General features: G+C 66.6%; 16 protein-coding genes and 1 pseudogene. 7 read left to right on the plus strand and 10 right to left on the minus strand.

The genetic code is table 11. From position 1 onward, the window contains the following. Positions 1 to 275: 275 nt before the first annotated feature. The 3 genes from ABMA46_RS01155 to ABMA46_RS01165 form a co-directional block, all read right to left on the minus strand. Positions 276 to 1,511, minus strand: coding sequence for a CmpA/NrtA family ABC transporter substrate-binding protein (locus ABMA46_RS01155; RefSeq protein WP_348997451.1), 1,236 nt, complete (start codon positions 1,509 to 1,511; stop codon positions 276 to 278). A gap of 1 nt (position 1,512) precedes the next feature. Further along, positions 1,513 to 2,112 (minus strand): ANTAR domain-containing response regulator, encoded by a 600-nt coding sequence (locus ABMA46_RS01160; protein WP_348997452.1) that lies wholly within the window; start codon positions 2,110 to 2,112, stop codon positions 1,513 to 1,515. A gap of 186 nt (positions 2,113 to 2,298) precedes the next feature. Continuing rightward, positions 2,299 to 2,862 carry a peroxidase-related enzyme gene (locus tag ABMA46_RS01165; protein ID WP_348997453.1) on the minus strand — a complete coding sequence of 188 codons (564 nt, stop codon included), beginning with the start codon at positions 2,860 to 2,862 and terminating at the stop codon, positions 2,299 to 2,301. Positions 2,863 to 3,009: 147 nt separating this feature from the next. Between ABMA46_RS01165 and ABMA46_RS01170 the strand changes: the two genes are divergently transcribed. Then, positions 3,010 to 7,809, plus strand: a complete 4,800-nt coding sequence (locus ABMA46_RS01170; RefSeq protein ID WP_348997454.1) for an NAD-glutamate dehydrogenase — start codon at positions 3,010 to 3,012, stop codon at positions 7,807 to 7,809. A 103-nt stretch (positions 7,810 to 7,912) separates the two neighbouring features. Beyond that, a complete protein-coding gene (locus ABMA46_RS01175; protein WP_348997455.1) occupies positions 7,913 to 8,842 on the plus strand; it encodes a LysR family transcriptional regulator in 930 nt (309 codons plus the stop codon). On the opposite strand, the gene ABMA46_RS01180 is transcribed toward ABMA46_RS01175, so the two are convergent. Beyond that, positions 8,798 to 9,526, minus strand: coding sequence for an SDR family oxidoreductase (locus tag ABMA46_RS01180; RefSeq protein ID WP_348997456.1), 729 nt, complete (start codon positions 9,524 to 9,526; stop codon positions 8,798 to 8,800). The genes ABMA46_RS01175 and ABMA46_RS01180 overlap by 45 nt on opposite strands. Positions 9,527 to 9,776: 250 nt before the next feature. Here ABMA46_RS01180 and ABMA46_RS01185 point away from each other — a divergent pair, with 250 nt between their 5' ends. Then, the gene (locus ABMA46_RS01185; RefSeq protein WP_348997457.1) at positions 9,777 to 11,165 is read left to right on the plus strand and encodes an MFS transporter; all 1,389 of its coding nucleotides are present in this window, start codon (positions 9,777 to 9,779) and stop codon (positions 11,163 to 11,165) included. A gap of 179 nt (positions 11,166 to 11,344) precedes the next feature. Here the strand turns inward: ABMA46_RS01185 and purH are convergent, their stop codons facing one another. The 4 genes and pseudogenes from purH to htpX form a co-directional block, all read right to left on the minus strand. Beyond that, on the minus strand, positions 11,345 to 12,961 hold the full coding sequence (gene purH / locus ABMA46_RS01190) for a bifunctional phosphoribosylaminoimidazolecarboxamide formyltransferase/IMP cyclohydrolase (protein ID WP_348997458.1): 1,617 nt from the start codon (positions 12,959 to 12,961) through the stop codon (positions 11,345 to 11,347). 120 nt (positions 12,962 to 13,081) lie between these two features. Beyond that, a complete protein-coding gene (locus tag ABMA46_RS01195) occupies positions 13,082 to 14,776 on the minus strand; it encodes a heparinase II/III family protein (RefSeq protein WP_348997459.1) in 1,695 nt (564 codons plus the stop codon). A 126-nt stretch (positions 14,777 to 14,902) separates the two neighbouring features. After that, on the minus strand, positions 14,903 to 16,261 hold the full coding sequence (locus tag ABMA46_RS01200; RefSeq protein WP_348997460.1) for an RsmB/NOP family class I SAM-dependent RNA methyltransferase: 1,359 nt from the start codon (positions 16,259 to 16,261) through the stop codon (positions 14,903 to 14,905). Positions 16,262 to 16,610: 349 nt separating this feature from the next. Next, positions 16,611 to 17,659: pseudogene (gene htpX, locus ABMA46_RS01205) on the minus strand (zinc metalloprotease HtpX). A gap of 94 nt (positions 17,660 to 17,753) precedes the next feature. Between htpX and ABMA46_RS01210 the strand changes: the two are divergent. Together ABMA46_RS01210 and ABMA46_RS01215 are read left to right on the plus strand one after the other, a co-directional pair. Next, positions 17,754 to 17,972, plus strand: coding sequence for a DUF1674 domain-containing protein (locus ABMA46_RS01210; protein ID WP_348997461.1), 219 nt, complete (start codon positions 17,754 to 17,756; stop codon positions 17,970 to 17,972). Positions 17,973 to 18,350: 378 nt separating this feature from the next. Continuing rightward, positions 18,351 to 19,820, plus strand: a complete 1,470-nt coding sequence (locus ABMA46_RS01215; protein WP_348997462.1) for a pilus assembly protein TadG-related protein — start codon at positions 18,351 to 18,353, stop codon at positions 19,818 to 19,820. 402 nt (positions 19,821 to 20,222) lie between these two features. Here ABMA46_RS01215 and ABMA46_RS01220 read toward each other — a convergent pair whose 3' ends face one another. Next, on the minus strand, positions 20,223 to 21,404 hold the full coding sequence (locus tag ABMA46_RS01220) for an NAD(P)/FAD-dependent oxidoreductase (protein WP_348997463.1): 1,182 nt from the start codon (positions 21,402 to 21,404) through the stop codon (positions 20,223 to 20,225). Positions 21,405 to 21,532: 128 nt separating this feature from the next. Here ABMA46_RS01220 and ABMA46_RS01225 point away from each other — a divergent pair, with 128 nt between their 5' ends. Together ABMA46_RS01225 and ABMA46_RS01230 are read left to right on the plus strand one after the other, a co-directional pair. Beyond that, positions 21,533 to 22,411 carry an HpcH/HpaI aldolase/citrate lyase family protein gene (locus ABMA46_RS01225; RefSeq protein ID WP_348997464.1) on the plus strand — a complete coding sequence of 293 codons (879 nt, stop codon included), beginning with the start codon at positions 21,533 to 21,535 and terminating at the stop codon, positions 22,409 to 22,411. Positions 22,412 to 22,442: 31 nt separating this feature from the next. Continuing rightward, complete coding sequence (locus ABMA46_RS01230) at positions 22,443 to 22,652, plus strand: DUF1737 domain-containing protein (RefSeq protein ID WP_348997465.1); 210 nt, start codon at positions 22,443 to 22,445, stop codon at positions 22,650 to 22,652. A gap of 84 nt (positions 22,653 to 22,736) precedes the next feature. On the opposite strand, the gene ABMA46_RS01235 is transcribed toward ABMA46_RS01230, so the two are convergent. Further along, positions 22,737 to 23,159: a metallopeptidase family protein gene (locus tag ABMA46_RS01235; protein ID WP_348997466.1), complete on the minus strand. Its 423-nt coding sequence runs from the start codon at positions 23,157 to 23,159 to the stop codon at positions 22,737 to 22,739. Between the last annotated feature and the right edge of the window lie 22 nt (positions 23,160 to 23,181).

The raw sequence follows: 23,181 nt of genomic DNA on the forward strand, positions 1-23,181 counted from the left end.
GAAGCGCTCGCCCGTGCGGGGTCGCGGCATCTGATCGGCAGCTTTGCCTTGGGAGGCGCCCGTCTTTGGACGCCGATTTCGTGGCCTTCCGGCCTCGCTTTTATCCAAGCATGATGCGTGCCAGTTGCATGCCTTCTTGAATTATCTCATGGAAACATACGGTTAGGAAAATAGCCGGCCTTCGGATTGCTGATTTCCGTGATCAGCGTGACGGCAGATTCACGTGCTGCGCTGCACAATTCCTATGCAGCGGACGATAGCTGGCGCAAATATGATCACTGCGAGGAGAGGTCCGATGCCTGCGCCGCGATATAGGCATCGAGCGCGTCCGGATCGAAGATGCGTCCGTCGAAGAAACCGTCCGGCCCCAGCATCAGGCTGGCGCCTGCGGAGCCGACCGGCGTGGAAACCGTCAGCGCGCCCTCGACCTTGGCATTGGCTCCGGGCAGGGCAACGCCGAGCGGCTTGAGCGCCAGGCGGTAGAGGTCGGGGCGGTAGCAGTCGAGCGCGATCCGCGCGTTGGCGGCGCAATGCGCGACATCGCCCCAGCGCACCATCTGCGTGTAGAACCACAGCGCGTGGCTTTTCCAGGGAAAGTTGGCCGCCTTGTCGAACGGCAGGAAGAAATCGTCGGCCCCGCACTCGACGCCGCCGCCCACCTCCAGGCGGCCGGTCAGAGCGCGCGTCTGGATTGCAGCGGGCTGGCCGAGGAACGCGGGCTGGCTCATCAATGCGGTGAGCGCGGCATGGTTTGCCCGATCCTGGCACCAGCGCGCCGCATGGTGAAGTGCACGCAGCAGCGCGGACAGTGCCTGCGGCCTTCGCTCCGCCCAGGCCTTGCGCACACCCAGCACCTTCTCCGGGCCGTTACGCCATATCGCGGCCCTGACGGTCGCGATGTGTCCGGTTCCCGCGACCACCGAAACGCTGTTCCAGGGCTCGCCGGCGCAATAGCCGTCGATCTGTTCCGCCGCCAGCGCGTCCGGCATGAAGGGAGGCGGCACGATGACGATCTCGATGTCCCGCGACGGGTCGATTCCACAGCCGGCCAGCCAGTAGCGCAGTTCGTAATTGTGACCCGAATGCGGATGCGTCACCGCGAAGCGGAGAGGGCTCCTGCCGTTCGCGCCGCGCACCCGGATCAGGGCGCGCAGGGCACGCCCGTTGCGCGAGGGATCGAGATCGGGCAGCGCGCCATGCCCGACCATCCCGGCCCACACCGCGTTGGAGACGGTGACGCAATTGCCGCCGAGGCCGAGGGAAAAGGGCACGATCGTATCCGACGCCAGCGGAGCGATCCCCAGATTGCCGGCCAGCGGCATCGGCCCCAGCATGTGCGCGACGTCGAAATGGCCAATCGCGAGGCGGTCGCGAATGTTCGCCCAGGACGTCTCGCGCGAGAGCTTGAGGGCGATCCCCTCGCGCGCCGCGAAGCCCATCTCGCGGGCCGTCACCAGAACGGCACTGTCGAACAGCGGTATGAAGCCGGCGCTGATCTCGTGTTCAGCCATCTCAGAGTCCCCCTGGCCCAATCAGGTCGGCCGCCGTCACCAGGCTCTGCGCCACGTCGGCCAGCTTCCGGTTCTGGTTCATCGCGGTCTTGCGCAGCAGCGCATAGGCCTCGTCCTCCGAAAGCCCGCGCGACTTCATCAGGATGCCCTTGGCGCGATCGACGACCTTGCGGTTCTCGAGCTCGCCCTTCGCTTCCTCCAGCTCGCGCGCCATGCGCGAGAAAGCATTGAACCGGCTGATCGCCATCTGGAGGATCGGCTTCACGCGCTCCTTGCGCAGGCCGTCGACCACATAGGCCGACACGCCCGCGTCGACCGCGGCCTCGATCGACGCCGTATCAGCCCGGTCGACGAACATCGCGATCGGGCGCTTCACGGCGCGCGAGAGTTGGAACATGCTCTCCAGCATGTCGCGGTTCGGGTTCTCCAGATCGATGAAGATGACATCCGGCCCGATCTCGGCGATGCGCCGCGCGATGCCGGCGACATCATGCACGACAGTCACATCCTCGTGGCCTGCCTCTCGCAACCCCGCCTCGATGATCGCGGCGCGGATGCGATTCTCATCGATGACGAGGATGACAAGAGGACCTGGCTTCATGACATCACAGTCATGTACTCAGGCAATTGTGCAACGCAAGTAGCACTGGCCCGGCGATGGCGGAAACCGATCCTCCATCCTTACAGGACCGCGCCAGGCATGGCCTGCCACCGGCAGGTGCCGGTCGCCGCGCTCGGCCCGAGACGGCCTACCGCGTAACGGCTGATCCAGCCGGCAGCGCCGGTGCTAGCGCGCCATCGCGCGATACTCGTCGTTCGGCCGCATGTCGATGGCGGCCGCCAATCGGTTCGACATGTTGAAGAAGGCGGCGGTGGCGGCGATGTCCCAGATGTCGCGGTCGGAGAAACCAGCATCGCGCAGGGCCTGGCGGTCGGCCTCGACCATCTTGGCCGGCTGCTCGGTCAGCTTACAGGCGAATTCCAGCATCGCCGTTTGACGCGGCGACAGCGCCGCCGCACGCCAGTTCATCACCATCATCTCGCCGAGCGCCGGATCGCCGGACAATTGCCGCACCGCCGCGCCATGCGCGGTCAGGCAATAATAGCAATGGTTGATCGACGAGACCGCGACCGCGATCATCTCGCGCTCCAGCTTGGAGAGGCCGGAGTCGCCCAGCATCAGGTCGTTGTAGGTGTCGGTGAAGGCGCGCAGCTTCTTCTCGTCGAAGGCGTAGGAGAGAAGCACATTCGGCACCAGGCCGAGCTTTTCCTCGCATTTGACGAAATAGGCTTTCGTGGCATCGCTCAACTCGGCTGCCGGCAGGTCGAGCGCGGTGATCTTTTCGGCCATGTTACTTCTCCCGGTTGGTGATGGCGGCCTGAAAGGCGGAAAATTCAATCGTTATTTTTCTTCGTCTGCCGTCAAACCACGGTCGCAAAATCCGGATCATCTGGCTACCATGCGTCAAAAGCATGAGGACGGGAGGGAATTTGCGCCATGGCCAGCCTGAAATCCGCAGCCAAGCCGAAGAAAACCGCTGGCGCAGGCGCGCCTGCCAGGGCCGACGAGGGGCCGGCCGGGCTTGCCGAGCATCTGCTGGGCCGCGCGCCTGCCGAAGACGTGGCCGCCTATGACGCAATGGACCTCAGGAAGGCGGCCGAATGCGCCGCCCGCGCCGCCGCCCGCCACAGGAAAGGCGAAAGCGTCGTCGCCATCGATGCCGATTCCGGCGTCTCGCGGGAGGGACGGCCCCTCACCGTCATCACCGTCGTCAACGACAACATGCCGTTCCTGTTCGATTCGATCCTCGGCGACATTACGGAAGTTTCCGGCGAGCCGACGCTGGTGACCCACCCGGTGCTGGCCGTGCGCCACGACAAGGCAGGCGTGGTCGAAATCCTCGGCGACGGCGGTACCTTGAAGGAAAGCGACGCGCATGACCGGCTGAGCGTGGTCCACGTCCATGTCCCGCGCCTTTCCGCCGAGCAGGCGGCGATGCTGGAAGAGCGCCTCGAAAAGACCTTGTCGCAGGTCCGCGCCGCCACGTCGGACTGGAAGCCGATGCTGGCGCGGCTCGATCAGGCCATTTCGGAATTCCGCTACCAGCCCGTCCCCCTCGACAAGAAGAGCGTGGCCGAGGCCATCGCTTTCCTGGAATGGCTGCGCGACGACAATTTCACCTTCCTCGGCATGCGCGAGTTCAAATATACCGGCTCGGAAAAGAGCGGTGAGCTGGAGCGCGACGACGGTCCCGGCCTCGGCATCCTCGCCGATCCGGACGTGCTGGTGCTCAGGCGCGGCACCGAGGCGGTGACGACGACGCCCGAGATCCGCGCTTTCCTGCACGGGCCGGAACCGCTGATCGTCACCAAGGCCAATGCCAAGTCGGTCGTCCACCGGCGCATCTATCTCGATTATATCGGCGTCAAGACCTACACGGCCAAGGGCGTGCTGTCGGGCGAACTGCGCATCGTCGGCCTGTTCACCTCGACGGCCTACACGCGCTCGGTCATGAAGATCCCCTATCTGCGCATGAAGGCCGAGACGGTCATCGCCAAGTCCGGCTTCAACCCGCACGACCATTCCGGCAAGGCGCTGATCAACGTCCTGGAGAGCTATCCGCGCGACGAGCTGTTCCAGGTGCCGGTGCCGATCCTGCGCAAGCATGCCGAGGCGATCCTGGCCCTGTCGGAGCGCCCGCGCGTGCGCGCCCTGGTCAGGGCCGACCAGTTCGACCGCTTCGTCTCGGTCATCGTCTTCGTGCCGCGCGACCGCTACGATTCGGTCGTGCGCGAGAAGGTCGGCGCCTATCTGAAGACCGTGTTCGACGGTCGTTTGTCGGCTTACTATCCGGCGTTTCCCGAAGGCAGCCTGGCCCGCGTCCACTTCATCATCGGTCGGTCCGGCGGCAAGACGCCGAAGGTCGAACCCGCCGCGATCGAGGCAGCGATCCGCGACATCGTGCGCACCTGGGACGACGCGCTGGCGGAAGCGGCGGAAGCGTCCGGCGCGGACGCCTCCCTGCGCGCCATCGCGGCGCGGCTGCCTGAAAGCTATCGCGATTCCTTCACCGCCGCCGAGGCGCTGGTCGATGCCGGGCCCATCGCCACGATCAGCGCCGACAATCCCATCGCCATCGATTATTACCGCCACCGGGACCAGCGGCCGAACCAGGCGGCGCTGAAGATCTACCACCACGGCGCGCCGGTGGCGCTGTCGCGGCGCGTGCCGGTGCTGGAGAACATCGGCTTCCGCGTCATCTCCGAACGGACCTTCGAGGTCGGCGAGGACGGACCAGACAAGGTGTTCATCCACGACATGGAACTGGAGAACGTCTATGGCGGCCCCATCGCGCTGGAGGACGGCGGCGCGCTGTTCGAGGACGCCTTCCTCGCCGTCTGGCGCGGTGACATCGACAACGATCTCTACAATGGCCTTGCCCAGACCGCCGGCCTGTGGTCGGGCGAGGTGCTGGTGCTGCGCGCCTATGGCCGTTACCTGCAGCAAGCCGGCATTCCGCAGAGCCAGGAGGCGATCGCCGCGGCGCTGAACCGCTATCCCGACATCGCGCGCGGCCTGCATGCGCTGTTCGTCGCGCGGCTCGGCCCTGATGCCGAAGGCGAGGGCGCGGTCACCGCCAAGCACCTCAAGGCCAAGATCAAGGATGCGCTGGAGGAGGTGCCCTCCATCGACGACGACACCATCATCCGCCGCTACCTCAACCTGATCGACGCCTCGCTCAGGACCAACCATTTCGTCGAGGGCAAGAAGGAAAAAGGCCAGTCGCTGGCCATCAAGCTCGATTCGCGTGCCGTGGACGGCTTGCCCGAGCCGAAACCCTGGCGCGAGATCTTCGTCTACGGCTCGGAAGTCGAGGGCGTCCACCTGCGCTTCGGCCCGGTGGCGCGCGGCGGCCTGCGCTGGTCGGACCGCGCCGCCGACTACCGCACCGAGGTGCTGGGCCTGGTCAAGGCGCAGCAGGTCAAGAACGCCGTCATCGTACCGGTCGGCGCCAAGGGAGGCTTCTATCCCAAGAAGCTTCCCGCCGGCGGCACCCGCGACGCGGTCTTCGAGGCCGGCCGCGCCGCCTATATCAACTATGTGTCGAGCCTGCTCTCCATCACCGACAATATCGGTGTGGACCATGTCATTCCGCCCGAAGGGGTGGTGCGCCGCGACGGCGACGACCCCTATTTCGTCGTCGCCGCCGACAAGGGCACGGCGACCTTCTCCGATACCGCCAATGCCATCAGCCAGGCGCACGATTTCTGGCTGGACGATGCCTTCGCTTCCGGCGGCTCGGCCGGCTACGACCACAAGAAGATGGGCATCACCGCCAAGGGCGGCTGGGAAGCGGTGAAGCGGCATTTCCGCGAGATGAGCCGCGACATCCAGACCTCCGCCTTCACCACGGTCGGCGTCGGCGACATGTCAGGCGACGTGTTCGGCAACGGCATGATGCTGTCCGACCACACGCGCCTGATCGCCGCCTTCGATCACCGCGACATCTTCATCGACCCGGATCCCGATCCGGCCGCCTCGATGGCGGAGCGCAAGCGCCTCTTCGCCCTGCCGCGCTCCTCCTGGCAGGACTACGACAAGACCAAGCTGTCGGAAGGCGGCATCATCGTCTCGCGGGCGCAGAAGGCGATCACGCTTTCACCTCAGGCGGCAAGCGCGATCGGGCTGGAAAAGACCGTCGCCACGCCGGCCGAGATCATGAACGCCATCCTCAAGGCGCCGGTCGACCTTCTGTGGTTCGGCGGCATCGGCACCTATGTGAAAGCTTCGAGCGAGAGCAACCAGGATGCCGGCGACCGCGCCAACGATCCCATCCGCGTCAACGCCGGCGAGGTCCGCGCCAAGGTGATCGGCGAAGGCGCCAATCTCGGCGTCACCCAGCGCGGCCGCATCGAATTCGGCCTAGCCGGCGGCCGCTGCAATTCCGACGCCATCGACAATTCCGGCGGCGTCAATTGCTCGGACGTGGAGGTCAACATCAAGATCGCGCTGGCCGCCGCCATGCGCAAGGGAACGCTTGCCAGGCCGGCGCGCAACAAGCTGCTTGCGGAGATGACCAACGAGGTCAGCCGGCTCGTGCTGGCGAACAATTACGAGCAGACGCTGGCGCTGTCGCTGGCGCGCAAGCGCGGGCTGGCCGACATCGCCTACCAGGGCCGCTTCATGGCCGCGCTGGAGGCGCGCGGCCTGCTCGACCGAGCGGTCGAGAACCTGCCGTCAGCGGCAGCCCTTGCTGAACGCGAGGCACGCGGCGAACCGCTGACCAGGGCCGAACTCGGCGTGCTTCTGGCCTACGCCAAGATCGTGCTGTTCTCCGACATCGTCGCTTCCGACGTGCCGGACGAGGCGCATTTCGACCGCGACCTGATGGGCTATTTCCCCGACCGCATGGAGAAGAAATACGCCGGCGAAATCCACGGCCACCGGTTGCGTCGCGAGATCATAGCCCGCGTCATCGCCAATGATCTCGTCAACCGCGGCGGGCCGTCCTTCGTCAACCGGCTGATGGAATCCACGGAGCGCAGCGCCGCCGACGTGGTGCGCACCTTCGCGCTCATCCGCGACGGCTTTGCGCTGCCGGCGCTCTATCGTGAGATCGACGCGCTCGACAACCATATCGACGGCCAGATCCAGCTCGACCTCTATCAGATGGTGAGCCGGCTTATCTTCGTCGTCAGCGGCTGGTATCTGAAGAACGACACAAGTGCCGCGCCGCTCGCCGAGCGTATCGCCAGCTTGCAGGAGGCGCGCAAAGCGCTGGAGCCGAAACTGGTTTCGCTGCTGCCGGCCTATTCGCGCGAGCGCGTCGAGGAGCGGCGGCACGGCCTGTTCAAGGGCGGCACGCCCGAGAAGCTGGCGGAGCGGCTGGCGCTGACGGAACTTGCCGAGATTGTGCCTGACATCGCGCTCGCCGCGCGCCAGTCGGGCGCCGAGATCGTCGCGACCGCGAGGGCCTATTCCGCCGTCTCGGACGCCTTCCGCATCCCGCGCATCGAGGAGGCGGCGCGCTCGATCACGGCATCCGACTATTACGACCAGCTCGCCCTGTCGCGCGCCACCGACACCATCGCCGCCGCCCGGCGCGGCATCGCCGTGGCGGCGCTCACGGCCCACGCCAAGGCCGACGACCCGGTGGCAAGCTGGCTTGAAGCAGGCGGCGAGCGGGTCGCACGCATCCGCGAGCGGCTGCAGACGCTGACCGAAGGCGGTGACCTCACCGTGTCGCGTCTTTCGGTGGCGGCCGGGCTTATGGGGGATTTGACGGGAGCGTCTTGACGCACTCACGCCCAATCTCCACCTAGGCTTGCCGGACGATCCACGTCGATGCAGCATAAGCCGGATGGCCGGCAGGCATGGAAAGTGTCGGGCAGAGGCGCCAGTGCAACTTCGACATCTCAGAACGTTTTCGGCCTGCGCCGCGACGCTCAACTTCACGCGGGCCGGCGAGCAGATCCATCTCTCGCAATCCAGCGTGACCGAGCAGATCCAGGCGCTGGAAGCAGATCTTGGCGTCAAGCTTTTCATCCGCGGTCGTGGCAGGCTGGCGCTTACCCCGGCCGGCGAAAAGCTGGTTCCACATGCAGCCGAGTTGCTCAAACGCGCCGATGAGACGCGGACAGCCGTCGCGGAAGCATCGGGGACCGTTGCCGGACCACTGGTCATAGGTGGTCTGGAAACACTGTGCGCGGCACGGCTTCCCGGCCTCGTCGCCGAATTCCTTCGCCGGCATCCCAAGGTCGATGTAACCGTCAAGGTCGATGACAGCGCCGGCGTGCGCAGCGGCATCGGCAGCGGCGAACTGGATGTCGGCTTCTTCTTCGGCGAGCCGCAGATTGCGGAGGACATGCAGGCCGAGGTGATAGCGGAAGAAACTGTTTTCGTGATCCTCCCCGCCAATCACCGATTGGCCGGCAGCAGCGCAATCGGTCCCGGCGACGTCGATGCGGAGATGTTCCTCGTCACGCCGCCCGGTTGCGTTTATCGTCGGATGTTCGATGCGGCCTTCGCTGCCGGGGCGACGGGCGGTCCCGGGATCGCCGGGGTCTTCGCCAGCATCGGCTCGGTGATCCGACTGGTGGAAACAGGTCTCGGTTGCGCCCTGGTGCCCGGATCGGCCGTTGCCGACAGGCCAGGCAATTTCATTGCCGTTCCGTGGTCGGGGGCGGGGCGGACCGTTCCGATCGTCATGGCGTGGCGGCGAAGGCGCAGGCAGACGCCTGCCCTCGACTCCTTTCTCGCCACGGCGAGGAGCGTGCCTCGACGCTCAGATCAGCCGCTGACCGCCGTCGACATGGACGACAGACCCTGAGATGAAGCCGTTGCGCATGACCGACTCCAGCGCCAGCGCGATGTCGTCCGGCTTTCCGATCCTACCGACCGGCAGGCGCCGCGCCATGGCGGCCAGGAGCGCGTCCTTGTCGTCCCCGGCCACCGAGGTCCAGATCGGCGTATCGACCCATCCCGGCGAGACTGCGTTCACCCGGATCGGCGCAAGCTCGACCGCGAGTGCGTAGACAAGCGACTCAATCGCTCCGTTGATCGACGCCACGACCGACCCCTTCGGCGCCGGCCTGTAGGCGGCGATGCCGGACGTGAAGGTGATCGAGCCGCCCGGCTTCAGGCGCGGCGCACCGTGCTTGGCCAAAAGGAGCGGTCCGACGACCTTCGAATCGATCGCGCGGCGCGCGTTCGATATGTCCAAATCGGCAAGGGGTACATAGACGCCGCTGACATCGGCCGCGGTGGAGACGATATGGTCGACAACCCCGACCGATGCGAACAGGCGCTCGACGTCCGGGTCCCGGGTGATATCGACGGCGACCGTCCGCAGTCGGGTTCCGGCATCCAAGGTTTCACAGGCTGCGGCCAGCCTGTCCGCCGACCGACCGGCGATTGTGACCGTACCGCCTCCGGAAAGCAGCCTGGCAGCCAAAGCCAGACCCATTCCGGAACTGCCGCCAACGATCAGGACATGCTCGCTAGATTCCGCCATCGTTCTTCTCCTTCAAAACTGTTGCGTCGAAGGGGATGTAGCGGTGCGGGAACGGCAGGGGAAACGGGAAGATACGATAGTCGGGATCGGAGAATCCGATGACGCTTGACCGCCTTCGCGGAGACGCCGCGCGGGCGAACCGGACCTCATTTCCTCCGCGGCAATCGGTCTTTGCCACCCGGCTCTTTGCACGGTGCCGGAAAACATGGGAGACATGACCGCGCCGCATGCGGGCGGCGATGGAGGAGAGATGACCGACATCACCGTTCAGCGCGGCAGCCGGCGCGGCATCTGGGGCTGGATGCTGTTCGACTGGGCGGCGCAGCCCTTCTTCACCGTCGTCACCACCTTCATCTTCGGCCCCTATTTCGTCTCGCGCCTCACCAGCGATCCGGCCCTGGGACAGGCGATCTGGGGCTACGGGCTCGCCGCCGCCGGCTTCGTCATCGCCATCCTGTCGCCGGTGCTCGGCTCGATCGCCGACCAGACCGGCCCCCGGAAACCGTGGATCGGCTTCTTCGCCGTCGTCCAGATCGGCGCGCTGACGGCGCTGTGGTTCGCCGCGCCCGGCTCGAACCTCTGGCTGGTCGTGCTGGCCTTCTCGCTCGCCTCGGTGGCGGCGGAATTCTCCACCGTCTTCAACGATTCCATGATGCCGCGCCTCGTCCCAAAGGACGAGATCGGCCATGTCTCCAACACGGCCTGGGGGCTCGGCTATCTCGGCGGCATGATCGCGCTGATCTTCGTCGTCGCGCTGCTCGCCGGCTCGCCCGAGACGGGCAAGACCATCGTCGGCGCCACGCCGCTGTTCGGGCTCGATCCAAAGCTCGGCGAGGACGCGCGCGCCACCGGGCCGCTCTCGGCGCTGTGGTATTTCGTCTTCATCCTGCCGATGTTCTTCTTCACGCCCGATGCCGCGAAGGGGATGCCGGTCGCGCCTGCGGTGCGCGAAGGGCTGGCGGAACTGAAGACCACGCTGTCTGAAGTGCGCCGGCGCGCCGGCATCTTCCGCTTCCTCATCGCCCGCATGATCTATCAGGACGGCGTCAACGCGCTGCTGTCGCTCGGCGGCGCCTTCGCGGCGGCCATGTTCGGCTGGTCGATCACCGAGATCGGCGTCTACGGCATCATCCTCAACGTGGTCGCCATCCTCGGCTGCTGGGTGGCGGCGCGGCTGGATTCGGCACTCGGCTCCAAAATGATCGTGGTGATCTCGCTGGTGATGCTGGCCGTCGCCACGGTCGGCATCGTCTCGACGGGGCCGGGATTCACGCTGCTCGGCTTAATTCAACTGCCGACGGCCGATACCGGCGGCCTGTTCGGCACGGCTGCGGAAAAGGCCTACATCCTCTACGGCCTGCTCGTCGGGCTGGCCTTCGGCCCGGTGCAGGCCTCGTCGCGCTCCTATATGGCGCGCTCGGTGACGCCGGAGGAATCCGGCCGCTATTTCGGCATCTACGCGCTGGCCGGCCGCGCCACCAGCTTCGCCGCCCCCTTCCTCGTCGCCACCGTCACGGCGCTGTCCGGCTCGCCGCGGCTCGGCATGGCGATGATTATTCTGTTCCTCGGCGCGGGCTTGTGGATTCTGGCGGGAACGCCCTATCCGGCGGATAGGTTTCGGGATTACCCTCCCCCTTGAGGGGAGGTGCCGAGCCCCCGTGTCCGGCCTCTGGCCGGCCCGAGGACAGGCTCCGCGAGGCGGGAGGGGTTACCTCAACCGCTCCAACACAATCCTGGGGTCGAGCTCTACGGTTGGCGACCCCTCCCGACCAGCCTTCGGCTGGCCACCCTCCCCTCAAGGGGGAGGGAGAATCGCATTCAATGCCGGAAATGCCGCACGCCGGTGAACACCATCGCAATGCCGTGCGCATCGGCCGCTTCGATCACATCCTTGTCATTCACCGACCCCCCCGGCTGGATCACTGCCGTCGCACCGGCCTCCACCGCTGCCAGCAGGCCGTCCGCGAACGGGAAGAAGGCGTCCGAAGCAACGACAGACCCCTTCGCCAGCGACTCCGGCAGCCCCGCCGCCTGCGCAGCGTCCTCAGCCTTGCGCGCCGCGATGCGCGAGGAATCGACGCGGCTCATCTGGCCTGCGCCGATGCCGACCGTGGCGCGGTCCTTCGCATAGACGATGGCGTTGGACTTGACGTGTTTGGCCACCCGGAAGGCGAATTTCAGGTCGGCCAGTTCCGTATCGCTCGGCGCGCGCTTGGTCACCACCCTGAGGTCGAGATCGTCGACCACGGCACTGTCGCGGCCCTGCACCAGCAGGCCGCCGGCCACCGATTTCACCATCGCTCCCGCCGTGCGCGGATCGGGCAGGCCGCCGGCCACCAGCAGGCGCAGGTTCTTCTTCGCCGCCACGATGGCTACCGCCTCGTCCGAGACCTGCGGCGCGATGATGACCTCGGTGAAGGTCTTGACGATCTCCTCCGCCGCCTCGGCGTCGAGCAGGCTGTTGAGCGCCACGATGCCGCCGAAGGCCGACACCGGGTCGCAGGCCAGCGCCTTGAGATAGGCGTCCTTTAGGGTCGCGCCTTCGGCGACGCCGCAGGGATTGGCGTGCTTGATGATCGCCACCGCCGGCCCGCGCGCTGGGTCGAATTCCCCGACCAACTCAAAGGCGGCGTCGGTGTCGTTGATGTTGTTGTAGGAAAGCTGCTTGCCCTGAAGCTGCCGCGCGCTCGCCACCCCCGGCCGTTTCTCGCCGGTGACATAGAAGCCGGCCTGCTGGTGCGGGTTCTCGCCGTAGCGCATCACCGTCTCCAGCCTGCCGCCGAAGGCACGCCAGGTCGGGTGCTCGATCTCCAGCGTCTCGGCGAACCAGCCGGAGATCGCGGCGTCGTAGGCGGCGGTGCGCGCGAAGGCCTTGGCCGCCAGCTTCTTGCGGAAGTCCAGCGACAGCGAGCCGAGATTCATCTCCAGCGCGTTGAGCAGCGGCGCGTAGTCGTCCGGGTCGGTGACGGTGGCGACATAGGCATGGTTCTTGGCCGAGGCGCGGATCATCGCCGGCCCGCCGATGTCGATGTTCTCCACCGTCGCGGCATAGCCGGCATCGGACCAGCGCACGTCCTCGAACGGATAGAGGTTCACCACCACCAGGTCGATCGGTTCGATGCCGTGCGCGCGCATGGCGTCCTGGTGCTCAGCGTCGTCTCGAATGCCGAGCAGCGCGCCGTGCACGGACGGATGCAGCGTCTTGACGCGCCCGTCCATGATTTCGGGAAAGCCGGTCAGTTCTGAGACGTCCCGCACCGCGAGGCCCGCCTCCGCGATCGCCCTGGCCGAGCCGCCGGTCGAGACCAGTTCGACGCCGCGCGCCGCCAGCGCCTGGGCCAGCTCGACCAGCCCCGCCTTGTCGAACACCGACAGCAGCGCGCGGCGCACCGGCACCAGATCGGGAGCGGGGATATTCTTGGAGGCGACGGCCATCGGCGGCGGCCTTTCTGCGGCTGGAGGAAGGGATCGCCGCGCCCTAGCACAGCAGGGAGGGGAATCAAACCGGCATCCGGGCACCAACGCCGTCGACATGCAGGGATGCAGCGAAGACGGTTACCCCCGCGCCATCTGCCAGTGCACTTCGCCGATCTGCGACGCCTTGAAGGCCAGCACGATCTGGCATGTCCGGCGCGGCCCGGTGAGGCCAGCGAAATAGATCGATTCCTCGACCTGCGGCTCGATGTCGGAACTGAACGTCCAGGCGTCCGCGCCTTCGGCGGTCAGGACCAGATGGCCTTGCTCATCGCGGAACAGGCTGACGTCCGGGTGGAGATGGAAGCGCACCGCGACGAGGTCGCGGCTGGTGTCGCCGACCCGCCCGCCGTCCATGCCAAGGAAGCGGTCGCACCCACTCAGCAGGTTGCCGCCTGCCGAGAGAACCAGTTCGCGCTCGTGCACGATGCCGAAGCGGTTGGCGTAGCCGTCATGGCTGGCGACGAAACCCTGGCTGCCGGGTTCTTCGAGCCGCCGACATGGCACATGGCGCGGCCCGCCGGTCAGCGGCGCGCCGATCAGGTCGCCGACGCGCAGCGAATGGGTGAATCGCGCCGAGGACGTGTCGTTGACAGTGGCGGTGGAATGCGCCGCCGTGGCGCGCGCCAGCGGCCGGAATTCCGCTCCCCCATAGGTGTCGACCCCCGCATTGACGACGAAGTGCTGGCGCCCGGACGACAGCTCGAATGACAGGCAGCCGGCATGGGCCTGGTCGGACACGTCGACCGGCGGCGGCAGGCCGGTATCGGCGATGACCGTGACGTTGCCGATGGAAAGCCGCTCGTAGCCGGAGTGCGGCGCGTGCAGCAGCGGCTGGCCGACCGTGTCGTCATGGCGCAGCACGGCAGCAATGCGGTCGTGGATGGTGGCCCCCATGCCGTTGAAGCGCGCCAGCGCGCCGTCCTGGTGGCGGAAGAAGCGCAGCGCCGGAAGCATCCGGTCGATGGCGCCCATCAGCGCCGCCGGCGGATGCTCGGCCTGGTTGGCGTAGGTCTGGCGCAGCGGCAGCAGGTCGGCGAGGATTTCGAGCACGGCCAGCGGATTGCGCGAGATGTGGCCGCCGTCGGGCAGGATCTGATGGTCGAGTTCCTCCGCCAGGTTGCGGGTCGCCGCGCGCAGCGCCGAGGCCGACGCCGGCAGCGACAGCGCGGAGAAGGCCAGCGCCACCCGCGCCCGCAGCCTGTCCTTGCCGTCCGGCATCTCGCGGGCGACCGAACGCAGATAACGGATCTGCACCGCCAGCGACTTCAGATAGGCGCGGTAGAACGGGAACTCGGCGCCCTGGAGGACGACCGAGGAATGCTGCAGCCATGAAATGATGCGCTTGGCGGTCGTGCCGGGCTCCCAGGCGACGCCGGCGATATGGTTGCCGTGCAGCGCGATCCAGTCCGAGACGAGGGCGCGGGCGTTGGCGGCGGCCAGTTCGCTGCCGGCGGCGCGCATATGGCGCAGCCAGCGGAAGCCGTGCAGGCTTTTCAGCCAGCCGCGCTCGGCGACCTCGACCTGGAAGGGGGATTGGCCGCCGGTTTCGACAAGATGGCCCGAAAGCGGAAAGCGCCCGTAATAGATTTCCTGGGCGATCTGCGGATCGGCAAGGCGAAGATCGGGCGGTGCGATCAGCACGCGCTCGGGCGTGCGGCCGGAGTAGCGCCAGCGATAGACCGGACCGGCGCGCAGGCGCCGGCGCGCTCTGCGCCATAGCTCCCGCGCGGCCAGCGCCCACAGATGCGCCGTGCTGCCGTCCGCGATGTTCAACTGTCCTCCTGACACCCCTGCCGATCGACAAGAGTAAATGACTCAACCACTTGTGCGAAGGCGAATCCGCGCTTGACCACAGCTTGTAGAGATCGGTCGGCCGCGCTTGAAAGCACCCCGAACAGTCTAACCCTCTCTGCGGAACCGCGCGGCGAAGAACCCGTCGAGGCCGGATATCTGCGGCCGCCCGAGATCGAGCCCGGTCGGCGTGGTGCGCAGCCAGCCCCGTTCCGTCACGAACGGCCCGATGCCGGGCGTCTCGTCGGGGCGGATCGGATCGACGGCGATGCCGGAAACCTCGGCGAGGAAGGCATCGACCAATTCCTCGCCCTCCTGCGGATCGAGCGAGCAGTTGGAAAAGACGATCCTGCCGGCGGGGCGGACCAGCGTGACGGCGCGCGCCAGCAGCCGTTTCTGCAGATCGGCCAGCTTGGCGATGTCGGCCGGCGTTTTCGTCCACGGCACGTCGGGATGGCGGCGCACGGTTCCGGTCGAGGAGCAGGGCGCGTCCAGCAGGACGGCATCGAAGGGCCGGTCGGGCTCGAACGCCAGAACGTCGGCCTGAACGGTTCCGGCTTTGAGGCCGAGGCGGTCGAGATTCTGACGCAGCCGGGCGAGCCGGTTCTTCGAACTGTCGACCGCCGTGACATCGGCGCCGGCAAGCACGAGCTGCGCCGTCTTGCCGCCGGGCGCGGCGCATAGGTCGGCGATGCGCAGTCCGGCGACGTCGCCCATCAGCTTCGCCGGCAGCGCGGCCGCCGCATCCTGCACCCACCACTCACCGGCGTCGAAGCCGGGGAGGTCGGTGACCGGGCCGGACAGGCGTTCCACGCGCACCGAGCCTGCCGGCAACACGACGCCGCCGAGGCGTTCGGCCCATCCGGCAGGGTCGCCCTTGATCGAGAAATCGACCGGCGCCTCCAGCCGGTGCATGGCGAGGATCGCCCGCGCCTCCTGGTCGCCATAGGCGCGCGTCAGCCGTTCGACGAACCAGTCGGGCGCGTCGAGCGTCGCCGCGAGTGCGGGGGCGAGCTCCGTCGTTCCGGCCCGCGCGAGGGCGCGCAGCACGGCATTGACGAGACCGGCGAAGCGCGCCGTGCGCGGGTCTTCCTTGGCATGGGTGACGGCGAGATCGACGGCAGCGCTATCGGGCACGTCGAGGAACAGGATCTGCGCCGCCGCGACATGCAGGATATGGCCGAGCGCGGTGGCGTTCGGCGGCAGCGGCTTGTCCAGCCGGCGCGCCAGCAGCGCCGCGATGGTCATACGATGACGCAGCGCGGTGGCGAGGATGGCGCGCACCAGCGCGCGGTCGCGAGCATCGAGCGCCCGGTATTGCGGATGGCCGTGCTCGTTGTCGGTCAGCCCGTCGAGCGGAGTATGGGCATCCACCACCGCCGCCAGCAGCCGCGCCGCCGCCTTGCGGGCGGCGAGACCAGGGATGGCGGGGGCATTCGCGGGAGGCTTGGCTTTGACTTGCTTCATCGCACCGCACTTGTCACGCGATGCGCTGGTTGTCGAGGGACAAGCGGTGCCAACACGCCGCTCCTGCGCCAGCCTTTCCCTTCAAGGGCGGACTTAGCGGGCGGCAGACCATTAAAACAGAGCTATCGCATATGGAATCCGTGGCGGCAGCACACCCCCACCCCTAACCCCTCCCCACAAGGGGGAGGGGAATGCCGACACCGTCGTTGCAGTCACAATTGGGGACATTGGCTGACGGTAGCAGCGCCGCAAAGTCCCCCTCCCCCTTGTGGGGAGGGGTTAGGGGTGGGGGTGCGGCGCCCCATTCGACTGCTCTGCTCTTGGGGAGCGAGGCAGGACGCGGAAAAATCTAGGACCAAGGCCCTTTCGGTCCGGTCGGGTTGCGGCCCCATGGATTGGGCTTCGGGACGGCCGGCCCGGCGGTCTCACCCGTCTCGGCGTTCGACCCGTCTGCCTTGCCCCATGGTCCGGACATGCTGTCATCATCGGCCTGCGGCCGGCCGGCGGGTGCCTTCGGCGTAGAATCCGAACGCCGCGCCGCCGTCGCGCCAGTGCGGCTCATTTCGTCGGCCATTTCCTTCAGCGCGGCGATGCGGTTTTCCGTCGCCGGATGCGTGGAGAAGAGCGAATCCATGCGCTCGCCATGCAGCGGGTTGATGATGAAGAGATGCGCGGTCGCCGGATTGCGCTCGGCGTCGGGATTGCGGATCGCCTCGGCGCCGCTCGCGATCTTGGCGAGCGCCGAGGCGAGCCACAGCGGCGGCCGGTGATCTCGGCGCCGCGCCTGTCGGCGGCGTATTCGCGCGTGCGCGATACCGCCATCTGCACGATCATCGCCGCGAAGGGCGCCACGATCATCGCCGCCAGCACGCCGAGGATGCCGGCACCGTTGTTGTTGCGGTTGCCGCCGAGGAAGAAGGCGAAATTGCCGAGCATGGAGATGGCGCCGGCGAGCGTGGCGACGATCGTCATGGTCAGCGTGTCACGGTGCTGCACATGGGCCAACTCGTGCGCCATCACGCCTGCGACGTCCTCATGCGACAGGCGCTGCAGAAGGCCGGTCGTGGCGGCGACCGCCGCGTGCTCGGGATTGCGCCCGGTGGCGAAGGCGTTCGGCTGCGGGTTATCGATGAGATAGACGCGCGGCATCGGCAGGCCGGCGCGCTGCGCGAGATCGCGCACGATGGAAAAATAGTCCGGCGCGGTCTTCTCGTCGACCTCGACGGCGCGGTTCATGGCCAGAACCATCTTGTCGGCGTTCCAGTAGGAGAACAGATTGGTGCCGGCGGCGATGACCAGCGCGATCATCATGCCGCCCGAGCCGCCGAGCAGATAGCCGACGCCCATGAACAGAGCCGTCATGACGGCCAGAAGCATGGCGGTGCGCAACGTGTTCAAAGTCCGGTCTCCTCTGCCGCGGGGGTCGATCCCCGCCGCGGTTCGATTATATGATGGGAAACAGAATGCGGCGATTCAATCCACAGGCATCGAGATGAGCGACACAGACGAAGACAGGTCTCCCCTCCCCGAGACGCCTGCACGCAAGGCGCTAAGTCCAGCGGCCGAGCGCGCGCTGGCGGAGGCCGAGAAACGGCGGGCGGAATATCGCAGGCGCGAAGCGTCGTTGCCCAGGGAGATCGGCGGACGCGGCGGCAACGAGCCCGGCCGCTACGGCGACTGGGAAGTGAAGGGGCTGACCAGCGACTTCTGACCCGGTTTCCTCCGGACGCAATCGTCCAGCCGAACGGCGCGCTGCCAGCCCCGTCCCTGTTGGCGGTCCAGCCCGTAGTCCGGCTCGTGTCCCGTTGGCGCGGCGACCCTTTTCGGGACATGCAGACTGTATCCGAACGGGACAGCAGGGCTGTTTCGTCGGGTGCGTCACCCCGACATGGTAAGCAACTCGTAAACGTCTGCCGCCCCTGCAAGGAAGGTTTACGACCGGTTTACCATATCCGATCGCATCCAATAGCAAAAACAACGACTTGAAAGGCTTTCCAGCCAGCCGCTGCCCTCGACCCGCGATACCGGCCTCTTTCCTGCACGGCGCCTGACGGCGATCGCGGATCGCGACAGGGTGCGGAGGCAGGACATGCGGTATTCGGGGGTTTCGATCAGGCGCGCGGCGAAGCGTTTCATGCAGGATCGCGGCGGCAATTTCGCACTGATGTTCGGCGTGGTCGTCGCGACGCTGGCGGCGGCGGTGGGCTTCGGCGTGGACACGGTACAGCTCTACAATGCCAGGACGGCCTTGAGCGGCGCAGTCGACGCCGCAGTGACGTCCACAGCGCGCGACCTGACGACCGGCGTCATCCAGCCGGCGGACGCCGAGAAGGTGGTTAAGGCGTTCCTGTCCGCCAACAGCAGCGGCGGCATCCTTACCCCAGACCGCATCACGCTCGATCGATTGACGGTGGATCAGACCGCTAGGACGGTGGAAGCGGCTGCTCATGTCGACGTCGATCTGTTCTTCCCGCTGTTCGGCATGGACAAGACCAAGCGCGTCACGAACACCAGCGCCGCGATCTATTCGGACAAGCAGATCGAGGTCGCCATGATGCTCGACCTGACCGGATCGATGCAAAAGACCCGCAAGACCGACAAGATCGGCGACCTCAAGACCGCAGCGGAAAATGCCGTCAGGACCATGCTGGACGGCCAGGATCCGAAGAATCCGAGGGTTCGCGTCGCCATCGTCCCCTATGCGTCGGGGGTCAATGTCGGCGCGCTCGGCAAGATGACCTACGCCGAGACCTCTTCGTCGTCCGACCTGCCGCCCGTTGCTGGCAGTTCCTTGCTGGTGGCGAAGACGGGCAAGACGACGCTTCCGTCCTTCGGCCAATATACGTCCGTCGTTTCCTCGGCGTTCCCGAATTCCGACGCCTGCGCGACCGAGCGCAAGACGCGCGACGGAAAGGCGGATTTCACGGCCGACGGCCCGGATACGGTGCGCACCGACAAATCGGGCAAGCAGTACTATGCGCTCGTCAACCGCGACAACCGGCTGAGCGGGCAGGGCATGAACAAATGCCCAAACGCCAAGGTCATACCGCTGACGGCGGACTCCGCGGCGCTGCTCGATTCGATCTATGATTTCAGCGCCAATGGCTACACCGGCGGAGCCATCGGGGTGCAGTGGACATATTACATGCTGTCGCCGCGCTGGCGTTCCGCGATCCGGTCCGCAGACCTAGGCGACGGCCCTTCGGACACCAATTCCAAAAAGATATCCAAGGTCGCCATCCTGATGACCGACGGCGAGTTCAACACCGTCTATGCCGGCGTCAGCGGCACGAACAACAACGGCCAGGGCGGCCTGGCGCGCGGCAATGCGGAACGCATCTGCGACAACATGAAGAGCGACGGCATCGAGGTCTTCACCATCGGCTTCGCGCTTCCGTCCGACGAGGCCAGCGCAGCACGCGACGTGCTGAAGAACTGTTCGTCGACCGACAAGTCGAGCAGCATGAAACACTTTTTCGACGTCTCGACGGGCGAAGAACTCAACCAGGCCTTCCAGAGCATCATCGCCAACACCGAGCGGCTCGCGCTCACGCAGTAACCCGCCATAACGCCCAAACGAAAAGGCCGCCGCTTCTTGTGGAAGCAGGCGGCCTTCCCGTGTCTTTCGTCCAGTACGCGGCTCGTGGCACGAGCCTCGGAATCATCCGAGGCTCAAGCGCCGCGCTTCACGCACTTCAGCGGAGAGACTGCTCTCCGTGAAGGCGATCCGCCGGGACCACGCTCTGGAAAACGAAATCACTCGACATCGGATCACCTCCTTTCAATTGGTTGAACACGGCCCCAATGTGGGACGGTTCGAGGAAGAGTGCAAGGGGTGAGACGCGCGGTCCGCGCGGCGGACGAAAAGCCAACCGCTTGGCTTTTCGAGCTTCGACGTCCGGAGCGATAGCAAAGGATCACGCGCCGGCGCGGTTCCTCTCCTCTGAGGGACAGACCGGCTTCAGATCACGTTCAGTTCGCGGAACGGCCTGCCCTCGGCCACCCGCTCGTAACCGAAGGCCGAGCAGTCGATCGTACGGTAGCCGCCATGCACGACCAGTTCTGCCAGCGCCTTGCCGACGGCCGGCGCCTGCTGCAGGCCGTGGCCGGAGAAGCCGTTGGCGAAGAGGAAATTCGCCACTTCGGGATGCGGGCCGATGACGGCGTTCTGGTCCAGCGTGTTGTAGTCGTAGTGGCCGGCCCAGGCGCGCGTCATCTTGATCGCCTCGAAGGCGGGAATGCGCATGGCGAGCGTCGGCCAGATGATCTCCTCGAACAGGTCCCAGCGCGGCTCGAAATCGGCCGGATCGGCGGCACCTTCGCCCTCTTCCTCCTCGGCGCCGCCGGTGATGTAGACGGAGCCTTCCGGGCGCACATAGATGCCGCTGGGGTCCACCAGCAACGGCATGTCGGCGAAGCGGTCGCGCGCCTCGAAGACGAAGACCGTGCGCTTGCGCGGCTCGACCGGCAGGTCGAGCCCGGCGAGCGCCGCCACCCTGCCCGCGCTGGCGCCGGCGGCGTTGATGACCGTGCCTGCCCGAAGCGTCCGGCCTCCCGCACTGCCGTCGTCCAGCGTGACGGCGGTGACACGGTTGCCCTCCCGCTCGATACCGGTGACGGAGGCCGTGATCATGTCCACCTGCATGGTCCGGAGCGCCTTGCGGAAAAGCTGGAGATAGGCGTGGGCGTCGAACCAGCCTTCGCCGCTGACGCCGTAGGTTCCGGCGGCGATGCCTTCGCCGGACAGCCAGGCAAAGCGCTGTTCGAGCAGTCCGCGGTCCTCCAGCACGATGTCCGCGCTCTCGGTCACCTGCACGGCATGGTTGGTGGCGAGCGCCGGCAACCCGTCTTCCGAGGCGAGGATCAGGTAGCCGCCCTCGCGGAATCCGATATCCGCCTCGGCACCGAATTCCTCCTTCAGGCGGCGGAACAACCGAAGCGTGAATTGCGACAGCCGGATGTTCTCGGGAATCGAGAACTGCTGGCGGATCGAGGCGGCCGACAGCGTCGTGCACGCATGGTTGAACTGCGGATCCCGTTCCACCAGCGCGATCGTGCCGGTGAATCCTTCCTTGCGCAAATAATAGGCGGTGGCGGAGCCGACGATCGCGCCGCCGATGATGACGATGTCGTATTGGGCCATGTGCCGACCATCCGTTCGCAGAAGAAAACTGCCGCCGGCGGCGAATGCTGACGGCAATTCATTCGCGGCGACAAACTCTTGGCTGCCTCACTCTTGCAAGGGCCAGCGCCGGAAGGCAAGAAGACCAGATGAACAAGCAAGTCCAGCGTCCGCGCCGCTCGGTGCTCTACGTGCCTGCCTCCAGCGAGAAGGCGCTGGCCAAGATCGGCCAACTGGCATGCGACGCGGTGATCGTCGACCTCGAGGACGCCGTCGCGCCGCAGGAGAAGGCGGCGGCGCGGGCAAGGCTCGCCGCTGTCTTTTCCGCCCGGCCGCACCGTTGCGAGATGGCCGTGCGCATCAACCCATTGTCCGGCGAATGGGGCAATGACGATCTCGCAGCGGCCATCGCCTGCGCGCCCGACGCCATCGTCCTGCCCAAGGTGGAGACTGCCCGCGACATTCTCGAAGCCGACGACGCTCTGGACGACGCACCGGCGCCCGACGCGCTGCAGCTATGGGCGATGATCGAGACGCCGAAGGCTCTCATCAACATCGGCGCGATCGCCGAGCTCGGCCGTGATCCAGCCTCGCGCCTGACTTGTTTCGTTGCCGGAACGAATGATCTCGTGAAGGATACGGGCATTACGCCCGGTCCCGACCGCGGCCTTCTCCTGCCCTGGCTGATGCAGATGGTGCTGGCTGCGCGCGCCGGCGGGCTCGACCTCCTGGACGGCGTCTACAACGATTTCCGCGACGGCGACGGCTTCGCCCGCGAATGCGCGGCAGCGGCGGCGATGGGATTCGACGGCAAGACGCTGATCCATCCCTCCCAGATCGAAGCGGCGAACCGTGCCTTCTCGCCGTCGCCGGAAGCGCTGGCCGAAGCGCGGGCGATCGCCGACGCCTTCGCCCGGCCGGAAAACATCAGCAAGGGCGTCATCGCGCTGGACGGAAGAATGGTCGAGCGGCTGCATCTCGCCCAGGCCGAAAAACTGCTGGCGAAGGCGGCCGCCGTCGGCGCATGATGGCTTTGGATTTCACCACAGGATCGATCCGATGCGACTCTACCGCTTCCTCACCGAAGTCGACGACGCCAAATTCTGCCACAAGGTGACGGCGGCGCTGAACAAGGGCTGGCACCTCTACGGCTCGCCCACCTACGCCTATGACAGGAAGGCCAAGATGATGCGCTGCGGGCAGGCCGTGGTGAAGGACGTCGAGGGCCAGGACTACAAGGCCGGCGAGACCAAGTTGAGCGACTGGTAGGCGCTCGCCATACCGTCATTCCGGCCGGGGATCGATAGCGACCGCGTGCCGGAAACCATTCCGTGACAGGTCCCGGAAACCGCCCTACTCCGCCGCTTCCTCGATTTTTTCCATGTCGTCGTCGGACAGGCCGAAATGGTGGCCGACCTCGTGGATCAGCACATGGGTGACGATATCGCCCAGCGTTTCCTCGTTCTCGGACCAGTAGTCGAGAATGGCGCGGCGGTAGAGCGTGATGCGGTTCGGCCCCTCGCCGGTCGCCGGGTTCCAGCGCTCGGCGATGCCGCGTCCCTCAAACAGGCCGAGCAGGTCGAACGGCGTCTCCAGCGAGAGGTCGTCCATGATCTCTTCCGTCGGGAACTCCGCCACCTGGATCACGATCTCGCCGGTGAGGGTGCGGAAATCCTCCGGCAGGTGCGCGTAGGCCTCCAGTGCCAGGAACTCCAATTCCTCCAGCGAGGGGGACAATTCGCCATGCCAGGTGCGGGTCTTGTAGATGCGGGCCATTCTTCGTCCTTCAGTCCCGCGG

The organism is Mesorhizobium hunchu (genome assembly GCF_040081975.1).
Lineage (GTDB): Bacteria > Pseudomonadota > Alphaproteobacteria > Rhizobiales > Rhizobiaceae > Mesorhizobium > Mesorhizobium hunchu.

Bases quoted from the DNA above. Each gene is read 5' to 3' on its own strand.
- ABMA46_RS01230 (WP_348997465.1), top strand. From the start codon at position 22,443: ATGCGACTCTACCGCTTCCTCACCGAAGTCGACGACGCCAAATTCTGC.
- purH (WP_348997458.1), bottom strand. From the start codon at position 12,961: ATGGCCGTCGCCTCCAAGAATATCCCCGCTCCCGATCTGGTGCCGGTG.
- ABMA46_RS01220 (WP_348997463.1), bottom strand. From the start codon at position 21,404: ATGGCCCAATACGACATCGTCATCATCGGCGGCGCGATCGTCGGCTCC.
- ABMA46_RS01160 (WP_348997452.1), bottom strand. From the start codon at position 2,112: ATGAAGCCAGGTCCTCTTGTCATCCTCGTCATCGATGAGAATCGCATC.
- ABMA46_RS01215 (WP_348997462.1), top strand. From the start codon at position 18,351: ATGCGGTATTCGGGGGTTTCGATCAGGCGCGCGGCGAAGCGTTTCATG.
- ABMA46_RS01210 (WP_348997461.1), top strand. From the start codon at position 17,754: ATGAGCGACACAGACGAAGACAGGTCTCCCCTCCCCGAGACGCCTGCA.
- ABMA46_RS01165 (WP_348997453.1), bottom strand. From the start codon at position 2,862: ATGGCCGAAAAGATCACCGCGCTCGACCTGCCGGCAGCCGAGTTGAGC.
- ABMA46_RS01170 (WP_348997454.1), top strand. From the start codon at position 3,010: ATGGCCAGCCTGAAATCCGCAGCCAAGCCGAAGAAAACCGCTGGCGCA.
- ABMA46_RS01155 (WP_348997451.1), bottom strand. From the start codon at position 1,511: ATGGCTGAACACGAGATCAGCGCCGGCTTCATACCGCTGTTCGACAGT.
- ABMA46_RS01185 (WP_348997457.1), top strand. From the start codon at position 9,777: ATGACCGACATCACCGTTCAGCGCGGCAGCCGGCGCGGCATCTGGGGC.
- ABMA46_RS01200 (WP_348997460.1), bottom strand. From the start codon at position 16,261: ATGAAGCAAGTCAAAGCCAAGCCTCCCGCGAATGCCCCCGCCATCCCT.
- ABMA46_RS01235 (WP_348997466.1), bottom strand. From the start codon at position 23,159: ATGGCCCGCATCTACAAGACCCGCACCTGGCATGGCGAATTGTCCCCC.
- ABMA46_RS01180 (WP_348997456.1), bottom strand. From the start codon at position 9,526: ATGGCGGAATCTAGCGAGCATGTCCTGATCGTTGGCGGCAGTTCCGGA.
- ABMA46_RS01225 (WP_348997464.1), top strand. From the start codon at position 21,533: ATGAACAAGCAAGTCCAGCGTCCGCGCCGCTCGGTGCTCTACGTGCCT.